Annotated in this window: 14 protein-coding genes and 2 tRNA genes; 11 read left to right on the forward strand and 5 right to left on the reverse strand. The window is 56.1% G+C overall.

The window, feature by feature from the left end:
- Nucleotides 1-27 precede the first annotated feature (27 nt).
- Nucleotides 28-1,380, reverse strand: coding sequence for a substrate-binding protein (locus K5Q35_RS02865; protein WP_013961525.1), 1,353 nt, complete (start codon nucleotides 1,378-1,380; stop codon nucleotides 28-30).
- A 239-nt stretch (nucleotides 1,381-1,619) separates the two neighbouring features.
- Between K5Q35_RS02865 and K5Q35_RS02870 the strand changes: the two genes are divergently transcribed.
- The 5 genes from K5Q35_RS02870 to K5Q35_RS02890 all read left to right on the forward strand — a co-directional run bounded on the left by K5Q35_RS02870 (nucleotide 1,620) and on the right by K5Q35_RS02890 (nucleotide 7,735).
- The gene (locus K5Q35_RS02870; RefSeq protein ID WP_013961526.1) at nucleotides 1,620-2,909 is read left to right on the forward strand and encodes a helix-turn-helix transcriptional regulator; all 1,290 of its coding nucleotides are present in this window, start codon (nucleotides 1,620-1,622) and stop codon (nucleotides 2,907-2,909) included.
- Nucleotides 2,910-3,101: 192 nt separating this feature from the next.
- Nucleotides 3,102-3,485, forward strand: a complete 384-nt coding sequence (locus K5Q35_RS02875) for a response regulator transcription factor (RefSeq protein ID WP_013961527.1) — start codon at nucleotides 3,102-3,104, stop codon at nucleotides 3,483-3,485.
- A 4-nt stretch (nucleotides 3,486-3,489) separates the two neighbouring features.
- A complete protein-coding gene (locus tag K5Q35_RS02880; RefSeq protein WP_013961528.1) occupies nucleotides 3,490-3,771 on the forward strand; it encodes a hypothetical protein in 282 nt (93 codons plus the stop codon).
- Nucleotides 3,768-6,461, forward strand: coding sequence for a sensor histidine kinase (locus tag K5Q35_RS02885; protein ID WP_220798366.1), 2,694 nt, complete (start codon nucleotides 3,768-3,770; stop codon nucleotides 6,459-6,461). The genes K5Q35_RS02880 and K5Q35_RS02885 overlap by 4 nt, the downstream gene beginning before the upstream one ends.
- A 125-nt stretch (nucleotides 6,462-6,586) precedes the next feature.
- On the forward strand, nucleotides 6,587-7,735 hold the full coding sequence (locus tag K5Q35_RS02890; RefSeq protein ID WP_220798367.1) for a flagellar motor switch protein FliM: 1,149 nt from the start codon (nucleotides 6,587-6,589) through the stop codon (nucleotides 7,733-7,735).
- 18 nt (nucleotides 7,736-7,753) lie between these two features.
- Here the strand turns inward: K5Q35_RS02890 and K5Q35_RS02895 are convergent, their stop codons facing one another.
- Nucleotides 7,754-8,179, reverse strand: a complete 426-nt coding sequence (locus tag K5Q35_RS02895) for a TIGR01244 family sulfur transferase (RefSeq protein WP_220798368.1) — start codon at nucleotides 8,177-8,179, stop codon at nucleotides 7,754-7,756.
- 196 nt (nucleotides 8,180-8,375) lie between these two features.
- Complete coding sequence (locus K5Q35_RS02900) at nucleotides 8,376-8,600, reverse strand: hypothetical protein (protein ID WP_013961532.1); 225 nt, start codon at nucleotides 8,598-8,600, stop codon at nucleotides 8,376-8,378.
- 508 nt (nucleotides 8,601-9,108) lie between these two features.
- Here K5Q35_RS02900 and K5Q35_RS02905 point away from each other — a divergent pair.
- The 6 genes from K5Q35_RS02905 to K5Q35_RS02930 all read left to right on the forward strand — a co-directional run bounded on the left by K5Q35_RS02905 (nucleotide 9,109) and on the right by K5Q35_RS02930 (nucleotide 12,358).
- A complete protein-coding gene (locus tag K5Q35_RS02905; protein WP_220798369.1) occupies nucleotides 9,109-9,369 on the forward strand; it encodes a DUF2312 domain-containing protein in 261 nt (86 codons plus the stop codon).
- A gap of 395 nt (nucleotides 9,370-9,764) precedes the next feature.
- Entirely contained in the window at nucleotides 9,765-10,334 is a 570-nt protein-coding gene (locus K5Q35_RS02910; RefSeq protein ID WP_220798370.1) for a histidine phosphatase family protein, read from the forward strand.
- Nucleotides 10,335-10,380: 46 nt separating this feature from the next.
- A tRNA-Val gene (locus K5Q35_RS02915) sits at nucleotides 10,381-10,456 on the forward strand.
- Between the two features lie 305 nt (nucleotides 10,457-10,761).
- Nucleotides 10,762-11,061, forward strand: coding sequence for a hypothetical protein (locus tag K5Q35_RS02920; protein ID WP_013961535.1), 300 nt, complete (start codon nucleotides 10,762-10,764; stop codon nucleotides 11,059-11,061).
- A 149-nt stretch (nucleotides 11,062-11,210) separates the two neighbouring features.
- Nucleotides 11,211-12,149: a pirin family protein gene (locus K5Q35_RS02925; RefSeq protein ID WP_013961536.1), complete on the forward strand. Its 939-nt coding sequence runs from the start codon at nucleotides 11,211-11,213 to the stop codon at nucleotides 12,147-12,149.
- 132 nt (nucleotides 12,150-12,281) lie between these two features.
- A tRNA-Asp gene (locus K5Q35_RS02930) sits at nucleotides 12,282-12,358 on the forward strand.
- A 152-nt stretch (nucleotides 12,359-12,510) separates the two neighbouring features.
- On the opposite strand, the gene K5Q35_RS02935 is transcribed toward K5Q35_RS02930, so the two are convergent.
- Both K5Q35_RS02935 and K5Q35_RS02940 read right to left on the reverse strand, forming a co-directional pair.
- Nucleotides 12,511-13,383 (reverse strand): alpha/beta fold hydrolase, encoded by an 873-nt coding sequence (locus tag K5Q35_RS02935; protein WP_220798750.1) that lies wholly within the window; start codon nucleotides 13,381-13,383, stop codon nucleotides 12,511-12,513.
- Nucleotides 13,383-14,753: a M20/M25/M40 family metallo-hydrolase gene (locus K5Q35_RS02940; protein ID WP_220798371.1), complete on the reverse strand. Its 1,371-nt coding sequence runs from the start codon at nucleotides 14,751-14,753 to the stop codon at nucleotides 13,383-13,385. The genes K5Q35_RS02935 and K5Q35_RS02940 overlap by 1 nt, the downstream gene beginning before the upstream one ends.
- Between the last annotated feature and the right edge of the window lie 77 nt (nucleotides 14,754-14,830).

Below are 14,830 nucleotides of genomic sequence, written 5' to 3' on the forward strand. Positions count from 1 at the left end.
GCCGTCCGGTATGTGTTGAAGTTGCGCTTATGCGCCGGGGTTGCATGTGCCCATGTTGCCGCCCGCGAACTGCGGGTGATCGGGGGCATATGTAACCTGCTCGACCGGTGTGACTTCGACGATTTCCAGAAGGTCGAATTCGGAGGAGGGGTTTTCTTTCCCTTTCACGACCAGCACGTCTTTGAAGCACTGGTGATCCTCGCCACGATAGAGCGTCGGGCCGTTGCCCATGCCGTCGAACTGGAAGTCGCGCAGGGATTCGACAACCGCGCATGGGTTGAACGAGCCGGCGCGCTCCACCGCGTCCGCATAAAGCAGCGTCTGTACATAGCAGGTATGTGCCGCCTGTGAGGGCGGGAAGCCATATTTCGTGCCGAAGGATTTGACGAATGCTTTGGAGCCTTCGTCGGTCAGCGACCAGTGCCAGTTTGTGGAACCAAAGATGCCCTTAACGTTTGCGCCCGCACCTTTTGCCATCAGGCGTGAATAGAGCGGTACAACGATTTCGAACTGTTTGCCGTTCACCATCTTGTCGCGCAGGCCGAATTGAACCGCGTTGGTCAGGGAGTTGACCATGTTGCCGCCGTAGTGGTTCAGAACCAGCACGTCTGCGCCGGATTGCAGAACTGGCGCGATGTAGGATGAGAAATCCGTTTGCGTCAGCGGTGTCAGAACCGTGTTGACGGTTTCCCAACCCATGGCTTCGGTCGAGGATTTCACCGCTTCTTCTGTGGTGTAACCCCAGTTGTAATCCGCTGTCAGGTGATAGGCCTTGCGGTCGGTGCCGTAGTTGGCCGCCAGAACAGGTGCCAGCGCCGCACCGGACATGTAGGAGTTGAAGAAATGGCGGAAGCCATTCGCTTTGCGGTCCTTGCCGGTTGTGTCGTTGGAGTGTGTCAGACCGGCCATGAAGATGATGCCAGCTTCCTGGCAGAGCGCTTGTACAGCCACGGCCACACCGGAGGAAGAACCGCCGGTGATCATCACAGCGCCGTCTTTTTCGATCATCGAGCGGGCAGAGGCGCGCGCTGCATCGGATTTTGTCTGGGTATCGCCTGTGACATAGACGACTTTCTTGCCGAGAATACCATTGCCGGTCAGCGCTTTGGAGCTGAACGTTTCCAGCATGCCGTTGTCGGCGCCGGTGCCGTTCAGGTGTTCTACGGCCAGTTCATAAGCGCGCAGTTCGTCTGCGCCTTCGTCCGCATAGGGGCCGGATTGCGGGACGTTAAAGCCCAGTGTGACGGTGTCGCCCTCTGGTGCATTCGTAAATCCGGTATGGCCGTCTGCGCGCAGGTATGTCGGCAGTGTCAGGCCAGCAGCACCGGCCACGGCGCTGGTCTTGAGCAGACCACGACGTGTAAAGTTCGATTTGGACATGAAAATCCTCCCTTTTGATTGGTCACACGCTGGGCGGGAATTATTGCAGGCTGCCTGCGCGTGGAGCACTTAAGTGCAAACCATAGGGTGCCAAGCAAGAGAAAATTGCGCAACAAGTGCCTTGAAATTAACAATTGTTTTGTAAATAACTGCACAAGCTCAGCGTCAGTTTTGTAAAGTTTATGATGTTGCAGCGCAGAAAGCCATTGAATTGACCCAGCTTTAATCAAAGGGGCCGCATGCCACGCGAGGGACTGATCGGAAGCCGTATCCGCGAACGACGCTCTGTTGCAGGGCTCAAACAGGCTGACCTTGCGCGCTCGCTTGGAATATCGCCCTCATATCTCAACTTAATCGAGCATAACCGGCGTAGAATCGGCGGCAAGCTGCTTTTGGATATCGCGCGCGTTCTGAGCGTCGAGCCATCATTGTTGACCGAAGGTGCCGAGGCCGCTTTGATCGCCACATTGCGCGAAGCGGCGAAAAGCGCCAACCTGTCGTCCGCCGAGGTGGAACGTGCGGATGAACTCACGGGCCGCTTTCCCGGGTGGGCAGAAGTGCTCGCTTCCGGGCATCGGAGGATCACGACCCTTGAACGCACTGTTGAAGTGCTCAGTGATCGGTTGACCCATGATCCCAAGCTGGCAGCATCGGTGCATGAGCTGTTGTCCACCGCCGCTGCCATCCGATCTACCGCGTCGATCCTGGCTGAGGAAAAAGACATCGAGGCCGAATGGCGGGACCGGTTTCATTCGAACCTGAACGAGGACAGCAAACGACTGGCTGACAGCTCCAAGGCTTTGGTCAATTATTTCGAGGCAGGGCAGGACGACGCAAGTGTCGCCAATAGCCCGCAAGAGGAAGTCGATGCCTTTCTGGCCGCTCACGACTATTACTTCAAAGGGTTGGAAGCGGGGGAACACTCCGTTGATGACGTGATTGCACAGGCGAACAACCTGCGCAGCCCCACGGCGCGGGCACTTGCGCGCGGGATGCTCAACAGAATGCAGGCGGATGCTGCGAAAGTACCCATGGCTGCACTTGATGCAGCTTTGCAAAAAGTGGGCCTTGAACCAATTGCTTTGGCTGCACGTCTTGATGCGCCGGTCGGGCTTGTCCTGCGGCGCATCGCTGCCAGTGCTGCGTTTGAAACCGGTCTGGTCGTTTGTGATCGTGCTGGTAGTATTCTGCTGCGAAAGTCCGTGGGACAGATGGTGATGCCGCGCTTTGGGTCTGCCTGTGCGCTCTGGCCGTTGTTTTCAGCGCTGTGCCAACCCGGTCAGGTCATCCGCACGCCTTTGGTGCAACTCGGACGTGGTCGCGCGCATTTTGACTGTTTTGCTGTTGCGGAAGTTGTCGGCGAGACACAGTATAATGCGCCACCTCTTATCGAGGCCAATATGCTGCTCATCGCAAATTCGGCACCGGCGCAGGACACCGCGTTGGAGGTCGGATCAACCTGCGGTGTTTGCCCGAAATCCGAGTGCCCCGGCAGGCGCGAGCCGTCCATATTGATGGCGGGTATTTAGGGGTAAACCTGCAAGCAGGCCGCTGTTCGAAAAGTCCGTGACACCCGCCCAGTTAACCCGGCAAAAAAGGGAAACACACAGTTTGACAACGCTGTTTTGACATGACCCCAAAAACCTAGAATAAGTAATACACCCGCTTTGGCAGGTCTTGTTATGCAGGATCTGGCGCGGGGACCCTTGGAGGAGGGAAAGATGGGCAAACACGTACTATTGGTCGAGGATGAATTGAACATCATCGAGGCTATTCGCTTTTTGCTCACGCGCGAAGGATTTCAGGTAGATACCCATAGCAACGGCACGGATGCATCCGAGACCGTGCGTGCGTTGAAACCGGATCTGGTTGTGCTGGATGTGATGCTGCCGGGCAAAAGCGGTTTTGATATTCTCGAGGAGTTGCGGGGGCATGAGCAAACGGCTGACCTGCCGGTCCTGATGCTCACCGCCCGAGGCCAAAGCCGGGATCGGGAAATGGCGGAAAAAGCGGGTGTGAGCCGCTTTATGACCAAACCGTTTTCAAATGCGGAAGTCCTGACTGCCGTGCGAGACTTACTTTACGTTCACCAAAAGAAAGGCTGACGCCATGGCGCGCGACCCGCTGCCTTTGTTTCTGGAGCGTGGCGTGTACAGGCGGCGTCGCATGATGGATGCGCTGCGGCTCTTGACGGTGCTGGGGGTTGTGCTCTGGCTGATCCCGGCGCTCTGGCCCAATGATCCATCGTCCGGGGCACAAACGATGCCCATGTCTCGCGCGCTGTTTTACATTTTTGGCGTCTGGGCGGCGCTGATTGCGATTTCTGCTGTTCTGGCGATCCGCTTGCGCAGACCGGAAGGCAGTGATGAAGTATCGGAGGACATAGAGTGACCTCTGTGAACATCCTGATCGCGGTCTGTCTGGCCTATGTCTCGATCCTGTTCCTTGTGGCCTTCATAGCTGAGCGGGCCGGGACACAAGGGCGCGGCGACTGGCTGTTGCGTTCGCCGCTGGTCTATACACTGTCGCTCTCGATTTATTGCACCGCCTGGACTTTTTACGGTGCCGTTGGAAATGCGGCGCGTTCGGGCCTCGAATATGTCACGATATACTTGGGACCGAGCCTGGTGATCTTGGGCTGGTGGTGGATTTTGCGCAGGCTGGTGCGGATTGGACGCAGCCACAAGGTGACTTCGATCGCCGATCTGATCTCTTCGCGGTTTGGCAAATCCAATACTCTCGCCATTGTGGTCACGATCATGGCCGTTATCACCGTCACGCCCTATATTGCCCTGCAGCTTCAATCGGTGACCTTGTCGCTTTCGTTTTTCGCCGCCGCCGAACAGGGTGTGGATGTCAGCACCATAGATGCCGAAGCTGCCGCGTTCTGGATCGCGGTCGGCTTGGCGGTGTTTACGGTATTATTTGGAACGCGAAACCTGAATGTGAACGAACGCCATCATGGTGTTGTGATCGCCGTAGCGGTGGAGGCTGTGGTCAAGCTGCTTGCCTTGCTTGCAGTGGGTTTCTTTGTTGTTTGGGGTCTGGCTGGTGGTGTCTCGGAAACGCTTGCACGGATTGACGCGTCTGATCTGGGCCGCTGGCAAACGGACAGTAGCCGGTGGGCTACGCTGACATTCCTGTCTGCGGCTGCCTTCTTGTGCCTGCCACGCATGTTTCAGGTGATGATCGTGGAAAACGATGATGAACGTCATCTGCAGATCGCCAGTTGGGCTTTCCCGCTGTACCTGATGTTGATGAGCCTGTTTGTCGTGCCGATTGCAGTAATCGGTCTTGATGTGCTGCCCGAAGGGTCCAACCCGGACCTCTTTGTATTGAGCCTTCCCTTGAGCGAGGGTCGCGAAGGGCTCGCCATGCTCAGCTTTCTGGGGGGTTTTTCATCTGCCACATCAATGGTCATCGTGGCGACGCTGGCGCTTTCGACGATGGTGTCGAATCATCTGGTCATGCCGGTCTTTTTGTATCGACATCGCGATGGCGCAAGCCAGTCTGGCGACGTGCGCGAAACGGTCATTCTGGCGCGGCGCTTGTCCATCATGGGCATTATCAGTTTGGGCTATGTTTATTACAAGATGTCCGGCGGCTCGGGCGCGCTGACGGCGATCGGCTTGATTTCATTTGCCGGGGTTGCGCAATTTCTACCGGCGATGATCGGAGGGATCCTCTGGCGGGGGGCCACACGGTACGGGGCGTTGTCAGGCTTGATTATCGGCTTTGTCTTGTGGGTTTTCACAATGCTGCTGCCCAGCTTCGGGCCCGGTGCGGTGCTGAGCGCAGAGACGTTCGAAACTGGGCTTCTGGGGCTTGGATTGCTCCGCCCGCAAGCGCTTTTCGGGATCGAGGGACTTGATCCGATGGTGCATGCGGTGTTCTGGAGCCTGCTGTTAAATGTGTCGGCTTTTGTGGCCGTGTCGCTGTTCACCTTTCCAAACCCAATGGAACGTTTGCAAGGGGCGCAATTCGTGAATGTTTTTGAGCATTCAGGTCAGGCGCGCGGGTGGAACGCATCCGTTGCCGAAAGCGAAGACCTGATGATCATGGCGCAGCGTATTCTTGGCGCTCAGGAAGCGCGCCACCTCTTTGCCAGTCAGGCGCGGGCGCAGGGGCTTACGGGGTCCTTGCCTGAGCCCACGCCGGACTTTCTGCAGCGACTGGAGCGTGAGTTGGCAGGCTCGGTTGGTGCGGCGACAGCGCATGCGATGATCAGCCAGATCGTGGGTGGTACGTCGGTTTCGGTCCATGATTTGATGGCGGTCGCGGACGAATCTGCGCAGATGCTCGAGTATTCCAGTAAACTCGAAGCGCAATCGCGCGAACTGAGCCAGACGGCGGCGCAACTGCGCGAAGCAAACACCAAGCTGGTGCAATTGAGTGCCCAAAAGGATGAGTTCCTCAGCCAGATCAGCCATGAATTGCGCACGCCGATGACTTCCATTCGGTCTTTTTCCGAAATTCTGCGCGACACCAAAGGCATGGGGCCGATTGAAAAGGCAAAATATGCAAATATTATCCATGTCGAAGCCATTCGCCTGACCCGGCTGCTGAACGATTTGCTGGATCTGAGCGTGTTGGAAAACGGGCAGGTCACATTGAACAAGCAAACCGGAACCTTGTCTGAACTTCTGGATCGCGCGCTTGCAACGGCACAGGCGAGTTCATCGCGGGACCTCAAGATTAATCGGCGACATGTCAACGAGACGATTATGCTCGACACGGATCTGGACCGGCTCAGTCAGGTGTTCATAAATCTCATCACGAATGCACAGAAATACTGTGCCGCGCCGCACCCTGAACTGACGATCGAGGTGCATGATCTGGGAGGTGTGATCAGTATCGATTTTTTGGACAACGGGTTGGGAATTCCCAAGGACGCGCGGGAACTTTTGTTTGAGAAATTCAGCCGCATTGGTGCACAAGACAGCAATGGTGCCGGGCTCGGGCTTGCGATTTGCCGTGAGATCATGTCGCGCCTTGGCGGTGATATCAGCTATCTGGCACAGGCAAAAGGCACCGCTTTCAGGGTTGTTCTGCCGCAATCCAAAGCCCTTGCCGCGCAGTAGGCGTTTTTTCAAAAAATAACTCGTTTTCCGCGCCATAAAGGCATTGGTAACCATTCTTGCGTATCTCTTCAAAGGTGAAGGGCGATCACTTTGGCAGGTGCGCGCTATCCGGATGGGAACGATAGATGTCAGTTTTGCAGCGCAAAGCTCAGGTTGGGAAACACGAACATCAGGCACGGGCGATGACCGTGCCGAAGTCTTTGCGCGTGGGATTGGCAAAAGTTGCAGATACCGCCTTCGATATGGCGCTTGCCGTCATTGGTGTGACGCAAGAGCGCTGCGCGGCGGAAGACCTCTCCGAAAAAATTGAAGAAGACAGTTTGCTTATCCTGCTCGATGGCCCTGCGGGCGTCACTGGCGGGGCCGTTGTCGGGGCTGCATTGGTCAATGCTTTGGTGCAACAACAGACCATGGGGCGTGTGTTGCCGCCCGCGCCCAATGCGCGTCCATTGACCGCAACCGATGCCGCACTTTGCGCGCCTGTGCTTGATGCATTGTTTATTCGGGCAAACGGGCTTTTGGAAACATCGGAAGATAAGCAGATATTGCCGGCCTTTAAATTCGGCGCGCGTGCTGACAGCCAGCGTTTGTTTTCGCTGGCTTTGGAAGAGCCGGAATATACTGTATTGAAACTTACCATTGATGTCTCTGGTGGAATTGCGCAATCGACGCTCACGCTGGTTCTGCCCATCCCCAAGGCTGTTCCGGAACGGCATAATAGTGAAGGTGAGTCAGCAGCACCCGGCAGCCCTGCGACACTTGAGCATTCGGTGATGGCGGTCACGGCTGAGTTGTCGGCGGTCTTGTGCCGTGTGCGTGTGTCTTTGTCTGAGATGAGCCGCCTGAGGCCAGGCGACACACTGTCAATCCCGTCAAATGCGTTTGACTCTGTCGAAGTCCTGTCCATTGAAGGCGCGCGCATTGCGCGTGGCGCCATGGGGCAAGTGGATGGAAAGCGTGCCTTGATGTTGAGCCAGACATCATCATCTGATCAGGGTGCGGACCCCGCCGAGGAAAGTTACGACGAACTTGACGCGGAGGCATCAGACTACGGGAACCTGAACCTTCCGGAGCTTGAGCTCCACCAAAAGGAGGCGCTGTTTGATCCTGGCGATACAGCTGCGGTGCCGGACTTGCCGGATCTACCAGACTTGCCGGAAATCGAGGGACTTGATGAGATTGGTCTTCCTGACCTGCCGGATTTGCCTGATCTCCCCGATCTTGACGGGGAATTGCCTGACCTCGGTGAACTGCCAAAGCTGAACATCGCGTAGCTCAACGCTTAGGGCGTCTCAGGATTTGGCGGCGGCTTCAAGCGTGGGCCGCAGATTACCAAGCTCGTACCCCGCAGCGCGTGCCGCTGAAAGCACGTCGTCGACCGACATGCTCTTTGTTGCCGCCAGCGCCCATGCAATCGTAGACCGCGTGCCAGAGGCACAGTAGGCAATCACAGGCCCATCGCAGCCATCAATCAAGTCATGGTTTTTGGCGATGATATCCGGGGTCATGCTCACATGTGTCAGTGGGCAGGCAAAGAACTCCAAACCGGCCTGTTTTGCGGCGGCTTCCATTGCGGCAGCCTGATGGCTCACGGGGACTTCGGCGTCGGGCCGGTTGCATAAAACCCGCTTGAAGCCAGCTGCGACGAGATCGTGCATTTGGTCCGGCGAAATCTGCGGCGCGACGGAGAATTTGGGGGTGACTTCACGTATATCCATGGAGATTGAGTAGGCCGAGCGGCTGCAGTTGTCCAGATGCGCAAAGTCGGAAAACGAAAGGTCATATCCAAAAATAGTGACAGTCAGAGGGCATCGGTCTTGGACATTCTGACACTGCCACGTTTTCCGAACGCCGCAGTAGTGGGGACAGGGCGTGTTCCGGCGTTGGCAAATTTGTACCTAACAAGGTGGCAGTTCAGGACAGGAAAATCCCGATGATGATGAGCATCAACCCGATGATGGACAAGAAAAGAGAACCGAGGTTGAGCGGTAAAGCCGACTGAAGACGTTGCCGCAGCTCGTCCTCACTCAGTTTCGCGCGGCGCGCTTTCGCGACGTAAAAGATACACCACACCAAGCCGATTAAACCAAGCAGCGACAACAACGCGCCGCCCCATATCAAGAGGTCAAAAATGGCCACGTGCAAAGTCCCTCCATTTGTCAGTGCGCTACCTAATGGCAACCGGAGTAGCAGGCAAGCACTCGTTGCTCAGGACGTCGCCAGACGCAATTCATGCGCATTCTTGTTCGGCATTTCTGTGATGCTGCAAAGCTGACCTGACGTCTGCCGAGATGCCAGCACCTAAGGAAGTAAAGATCCGCGCAGAGAATTTGAATGTCACTCGAATTCACATGCTGGCCGTGGGCATCGCGACGCAGAAAGGGCAAGGCCTGTCGTCATCTTGTCGAGACGCAACCCGGTGGCGTGCGGTTTGAAAGGACTGCCATTCTGATCGACGTATTTGCGGCGCGTTCTTTGTGCAAAGTCGCTTGCGCAGGCAAAGACAGGTCGGTAGGAACCGCAGGACTTTTTTGTGCAAAAACCTTCTGGACCTCTTAGCAGAGTGACCAAGCCGGGTCCGGGACAGAGCGCTTGTTGCGAGGCATTTTGCAGAAACGAAATGGCGTAAAAAACAAATGAGGCAAATATGACGGACCAAGCAGAAGCTGAAGCAACCTATAAAGTAACGGCCGGTGAACTCAGGCAGTTTATTGAGCGCATAGAGCGTTTGGAGAGCGAAAAAAAGGACATCGCTGAACAGATTCGGGAAGTCTATGCAGAGACAAAATCCAGAGGATACGACACTAAATGCCTGCGCCAAATCGTGAACATGCGTAAGCGCGACAAAGACGATATTGCCGAGGAAGAAGCCGTGTTGGAAATGTACAAGGAAGCCCTGGGAATGTAGCGATAAAACAGCGCGCGTTCCGACGCTGGCATGGGATTATCGCCTGGATATTTTCGTGGCTTTGAGATGTATTGCACTGTCGTGCGTGAAGTGATTTGTCAAAACTGACCCCGATTAACGCGCTCGACACGACCACATTGGGCCGGGGCAGTGCGAGGGAAGGATTGGTCGGTTCGGATTGAAAAGCCCGCCCGACCAGACCCTTACTCAAGTATATCCCGAGAATAAGTGCGGCAGTTTTCGCATCAGACGACCATTCGATCAAGCGTTGTGGACCGAACCAGAAATGCAGCACTGTCATGTTTGCTTAAGCAGCGGCGTTTCGAAAAGAGTGTCATGGTGTATCTGATCGGCGCGCCCTTTAATTTCCCAACCGCTCGTGTATCAACGGCAACATGCAATATCCATCTCTTTACATTTTACGGCACGGCCAAACCGAATGGAACGCGCAACACCGTATACAGGGCAGTCTGGATTCGCCCCTGACCGAGCTTGGTCGCGCGCAAGCCAGAATGCAGCATGAAACGCTCAGATCGTGTGATCTTACAGGTTACCGTGCCTTTTGCAGCCCACAGGGCAGGGCATTTCATACCGCCTCAATCGCCCTTGAGGGACAGTGCGCCCGTGTGGATACGGACCCGAGACTCGTCGAGATCGGTGTCGGAGAGTGGGAGGGCCTGTGTCGGAATGAACTGGGTACAGGTCTGTCAGGTGAAATGAGCGAAGAAAGCGCTCTGCATCTTTACGACCACGCACCCGGCGGTGAAGGGTTTCTGGCGTTGAGAAATCGATGTGCCGCGTTTCTGTCGGACTTGTCGGGTCCTGCTGTTCTGGTCACGCATGGCGTCACATCGCGCATGTTGCGGTTGATAATTCTGAATATGGGGACGCATGACATCGCGGACTTGCCCGGCGGGCAGGGCATTGTTTTCCATCTTTCTGGAGGTTTGCAAACCAAACTTTAGAATGGGGCTTGAAGCCTGCTGTGAGTTTGGCTAAATGCACCCCATCGGGTCGTTAGCTCAGTTGGTAGAGCGCTTCGTTTACACCGAAGATGTCGGGAGTTCGAGCCTCTCACGACCCACCATTCATTCATAGCGGTATTTCGGATACTCACGTGGTTTGCTTGTGTGGAAACATTCCGCTGGCAACTACTCAGAACCAAAAGAACTTCCCGTTCCACAGAGAATCGAGGGCCGTGGCAGTAGACAAGGGGTCAAGAGATGCGCAACCGCGACAGAGGGTTTTGTTCGGATGTATGGGTTGAAAAGCAGGCTGCGCGGCGTATTCCCGCTGATTTTCGGTAATTTATTATTTTTGACTGTTTTCCTGTGATTGCATATGGCACCGATAAACTGTTGGTATTGTAGTAATTTTAAAAGGACCGGCGATATGCAGTATGGCAAAGCCATCGCAGCCCATGTTATGTTACGTGAAGATGCAAACTGTGGTGACCAGTTTGAAAAGCTCGTTTCGCAGATCGAAGCATTGCCGGATGACTTGCGCGGCGCCAGAGCGCTGCAGTTATCCGCGCGGTTGCTGGAATTGGCGGCCTTTGAGCTTGCCGGCTCCCTTGATAGTACGCGTATCGGCGCGCTGATTGAATGTTCTGCGGAGCTTTCGCAACAATCTGCTGATTGCGCCGAAAGTGAACTGGCTTCAATGGCGCCGAAAGGCAGAGTGTACCAATAAAGACGAACGCGCTTTGTCGCGGTGCAGGCGCACCGTCGCGAAAAGGCACAAATTTGGCGACGTCTTAGCCCTCTCACGCACGAAATAATCTACCTGTTGCTCATACGGCTGCCCGGGCTATTCTGTCCCGGCAGGAACAGGAGAAGTCTATGAGCTGGAATCCCGCCCTTGATCCGGATTGCCCAATTGGGGACGCCGTTGATGCCATTGAAACGGTTATTGTGCCCAGAGCGCGCGATCTTGGGGGATTTGAGGTGCGACGGGCATTGCCTGCACCACGGCGGCAGATGGTGGGACCTTTCATCTTTTTCGACCAGATGGGCCCTGCCGAATTTCTAACCGGGAAAGGGATTGATGTGCGGCCGCATCCGCATATTGGCCTCGCCACGGTGACATATCTTTACAAGGGCAAAATCCACCACCGTGACAGTCTGGGGACAGACCAGTGGATCGAACCCGGTGCTGTCAATTGGATGGTTGCCGGTCATGGCATTACGCATTCTGAACGCACAGATGGCGCGATCCGCACGCATCCTCATTCACTGTTCGGTATACAGACGTGGGTGGCGCTGCCCGAAGCGGCCGAAGATGCCGCTGCGTCTTTTGAACATGCGCCCAAAGCGTCGCTGCCTCTGTTGGACGGCGAAGGCAAGCAGGTGCGACTGATCCTTGGCACAGCCTATGGAGAGACCGCGCCCGTGCAGGTGTTTTCCGAGACATTTTACGCCGATGCCCTTCTTGAAGCGGGCGCAAGAATTCCGCTCCCTGACGATCATGAAGATCGTGGCGTTTACGTGATTTCGGGTGAGGTGACAGTGGCGGGTGATCGGTTTGAGGCCGGGCAGATGCTGGTGTTTCGTCCCGGTGACAAGATATCGTTGACGGCGGGCACAGAGGGCGCGCGTTTGATGCTGCTTGGCGGGGCGACGCTGGAAGGGCCGCGCCACATCTGGTGGAATTTTGTCGCCTCGTCCAAGGATCGCATCGATGCCGCAAAGGAGGCGTGGCGGGCGGGTGACTGGGCGCATGGGCGCTTTCAACTGCCGCCGGGGGATGATGACGAATTCATCCCGCTGCCCGACAAATGAGAGCTCGGCACCGCAGACACTCAAGGAAAATGCTCAAAAGGCAAAAATTATGCAAACGGGCGCTTGACGCGGTTACGGGGTCGCAATACTACGTCCAAACGCAGGATGCAGCGACGCATCTTGTAGCAGTGGGCGGTTGTAGCTCAGTTGGTTAGAGTACCGGCCTGTCACGCCGGGGGTCGCGGGTTCGAGCCCCGTCAACCGCGCCATCACTGCTCGAAAGGCCCCCTTGAGGGGCCTTTTTTCATGGTGGAGAGTGGATTTCAGGGAAAAGCCCGTGTGTTGCCGTTTCAATCCGGCGGCATGACGTTGAAAACGCATACCTGTCAAAATCTGATTGAGACTATGCGCGCTGAAGGGATCAGGTGACCCCGGACAGGAATGTCTCCAGCGCAAGGCTCGTTTCATCCGGTGACTGGTCGATGAAAAAGTGCCCCCCCGGAATCGCAGTTGAGGTCATATGCGAAAGTTTTTCGCGCCATGTGTCAGCGACGTTATAGGATTTGGCCATGGCGCCGTCTGAACCGAACAGGACGAGCGAGGGTGTATCGATGCGCCGACAGTGATCCTGCGAATCATGCGCGAAATCGATGTGCAATGCCGCGCGGTAATCCGCACACATCCCGCGTATCGTATCGGGATCACGCCAGGCCGCGCGATATGCATCCAAAGCATCGGTTTCGAAATCAGATAGCTTTGCAGCCCCAAACCCAAGCAGGCAGCTTTCGTAATAGGTGTCAGGATCGTGCCCGATCAGAGTTTCGGGAAACGGATAGGGCTGAGCCAGAAAAAACCAGTGATAATAGGCCTCGGCCACCTCTTTTGATAAATTATCCAACAACAGGTGCGTTGGGACGATGTCCATGACTGTCAGGCTGTGAACGGCCTTTTGATGATCGAGTGCCATTCGATGTGCGACCCGTCCCCCCCGATCATGCCCGACCACATGAAACCTGTCGTGACCCAGAGCGTGCATGAGTGCCACCTGATCGCAGGCCATATGTCGAAAGCTATAAGCGGCAGTGCCATCCGGTTTGCTGCTGTGGCCATAACCTCTCAGGTCTGCTGCAACGATGGTAAAGTTTTCGGCCAGTTGCGCGGCGACGGCATGCCACATCACATGGGTTTGAGGAAACCCGTGCAACAGAAGGACAGGGGGGCCTTGCCCGCCTGATCGATAATGAATGGTCTGTCCGTTGACCGAGGCGTCGCCTGCATCAAACCCCGCAAACATCAGGTCAGTGCCGCGAGAATGCGTACCCAACTGCGCGCGCCTTTGTGAAAGCTCTCCAGATCGTATTTTTCATTCGGTGAATGCAGGCCATCGTCGTCTTTGCCAAAACCGATCAGCAGCGGTTTGGTGTTCAGGATGTCCTGAAAATGCCCCGCAATCGGAATCGAGCCGCCGCCGCCGATATAGGCGGCAGGCACGCCCCATTCTGCGCTCAATGCCGCGAGTGCCTTGTCAAACCGCGGGTCCCCGGCGTCGATGACGCAGGCCTCGCTTGCCCCGTGCTCTGCGAAACTGGCTGTGCAATCGGGCGGCAGGAGGCTTTGGACCATGGCGCGGAAATTCTCGCGGATCGCGTGCGGGTCCTGATCCCCGACCAGCCGAAAGCTGATTTTCGCATGCGCTTGCGAAGGCAGGACAGTTTTGAAACCTTCACCAATGTACCCACCCCAGATGCCGTTGACCTCGCAGGTGGGGCGGGACCATGTCATCTCAAGGGGTGTCACACCTGCCTCACCGGCAGGAACAGAAAGATCAACGTCACCCAGAAACTGTTTGTGATCAAACCCGAGACTGGCCCACTGTGCCTGCATGTCAGCGCTCAGATCAGGGACACCGTCATAGAAATCTGGGATAGTTACGCGACCCGTTTCGTCATGCAGGGCGGCGATGACACGCGACAGCACGCGAATGGGGTTCATCGCGATGCCGCCGTAATAGCCCGAATGCAGGTCCTTGTCAGGGCCGGTGATGGTGATCTCATCCGACATCATCCCGCGCAGCATCGTGACAATCGCAGGCGTTTTGCTTTCAAACATCGCCGTGTCACAGATCAGGGCCAGATCGGCGCGCAACTCGTCACTGTTTTCTTCCATGAAGGGCACCAGTGAGGGCGAACCGCTTTCTTCTTCTCCTTCGAAAAAGAAGGTGATCTTGCAGGGCAGGGTTCCGTGTTCTGCCTTCCATGCGCGGCAGGCCTCAAGAAAGGTCATCAACTGGCCCTTGTCATCTGCCGTGCCGCGCCCGCGCAGTACCGGACCTTTTTCTGTTTGTTCGAGTTTCGGATCAAACGGGTCATTGTTCCAAAGCTCAATCGGATCAACGGGTTGGACGTCATAGTGACCGTAAAATAGCAGATGTGGGCCGGGTCCGTCCGCGTGTCCGACCACCATCGGATGCCCCGGCGTCTTGCGTTTTTCCGCCGTGATACCCATGCTTTGCAGGTCGGCAACCAGCCAGTCGGCGGCACGTTCGCAGTCGCTCTTGTAGGCGGGGTCGGTTGAGATCGACGCGATACGCAACAGCTCAAACAGCCGTTCTGTGGCTTTGGGCATTTCTGCATCAAGGCGGGATAAAACAGCGTCCAGCGACATGAGGTGTTCTCCTGAGTTAGGTAGCGCGCACCCTATCAGCCGCAAAGGTACTGTCCAGATCATGGCACCGCATATCC

It is taken from the genome of Roseobacter sp. OBYS 0001 (assembly GCF_019654895.1).
Classification (GTDB): Bacteria; Pseudomonadota; Alphaproteobacteria; order Rhodobacterales; family Rhodobacteraceae; genus Roseobacter; species Roseobacter litoralis.

Excerpts from the sequence above, each read along its gene's own strand:
- K5Q35_RS02895 (WP_220798368.1), bottom strand. The coding sequence starts at position 8,179 with ATGGATATACGTGAAGTCACCCCCAAATTCTCCGTCGCGCCGCAGATT.
- K5Q35_RS02925 (WP_013961536.1), top strand. The coding sequence starts at position 11,211 with ATGAGCTGGAATCCCGCCCTTGATCCGGATTGCCCAATTGGGGACGCC.
- K5Q35_RS02935 (WP_220798750.1), bottom strand. The coding sequence starts at position 13,383 with ATGTTTGCGGGGTTTGATGCAGGCGACGCCTCGGTCAACGGACAGACC.
- K5Q35_RS02920 (WP_013961535.1), top strand. The coding sequence starts at position 10,762 with ATGCAGTATGGCAAAGCCATCGCAGCCCATGTTATGTTACGTGAAGAT.
- K5Q35_RS02905 (WP_220798369.1), top strand. The coding sequence starts at position 9,109 with ATGACGGACCAAGCAGAAGCTGAAGCAACCTATAAAGTAACGGCCGGT.
- K5Q35_RS02910 (WP_220798370.1), top strand. The coding sequence starts at position 9,765 with ATGCAATATCCATCTCTTTACATTTTACGGCACGGCCAAACCGAATGG.
- K5Q35_RS02880 (WP_013961528.1), top strand. The coding sequence starts at position 3,490 with ATGGCGCGCGACCCGCTGCCTTTGTTTCTGGAGCGTGGCGTGTACAGG.
- K5Q35_RS02870 (WP_013961526.1), top strand. The coding sequence starts at position 1,620 with ATGCCACGCGAGGGACTGATCGGAAGCCGTATCCGCGAACGACGCTCT.
- K5Q35_RS02940 (WP_220798371.1), bottom strand. The coding sequence starts at position 14,753 with ATGTCGCTGGACGCTGTTTTATCCCGCCTTGATGCAGAAATGCCCAAA.
- K5Q35_RS02865 (WP_013961525.1), bottom strand. The coding sequence starts at position 1,380 with ATGTCCAAATCGAACTTTACACGTCGTGGTCTGCTCAAGACCAGCGCC.
- K5Q35_RS02890 (WP_220798367.1), top strand. The coding sequence starts at position 6,587 with ATGTCAGTTTTGCAGCGCAAAGCTCAGGTTGGGAAACACGAACATCAG.
- K5Q35_RS02875 (WP_013961527.1), top strand. The coding sequence starts at position 3,102 with ATGGGCAAACACGTACTATTGGTCGAGGATGAATTGAACATCATCGAG.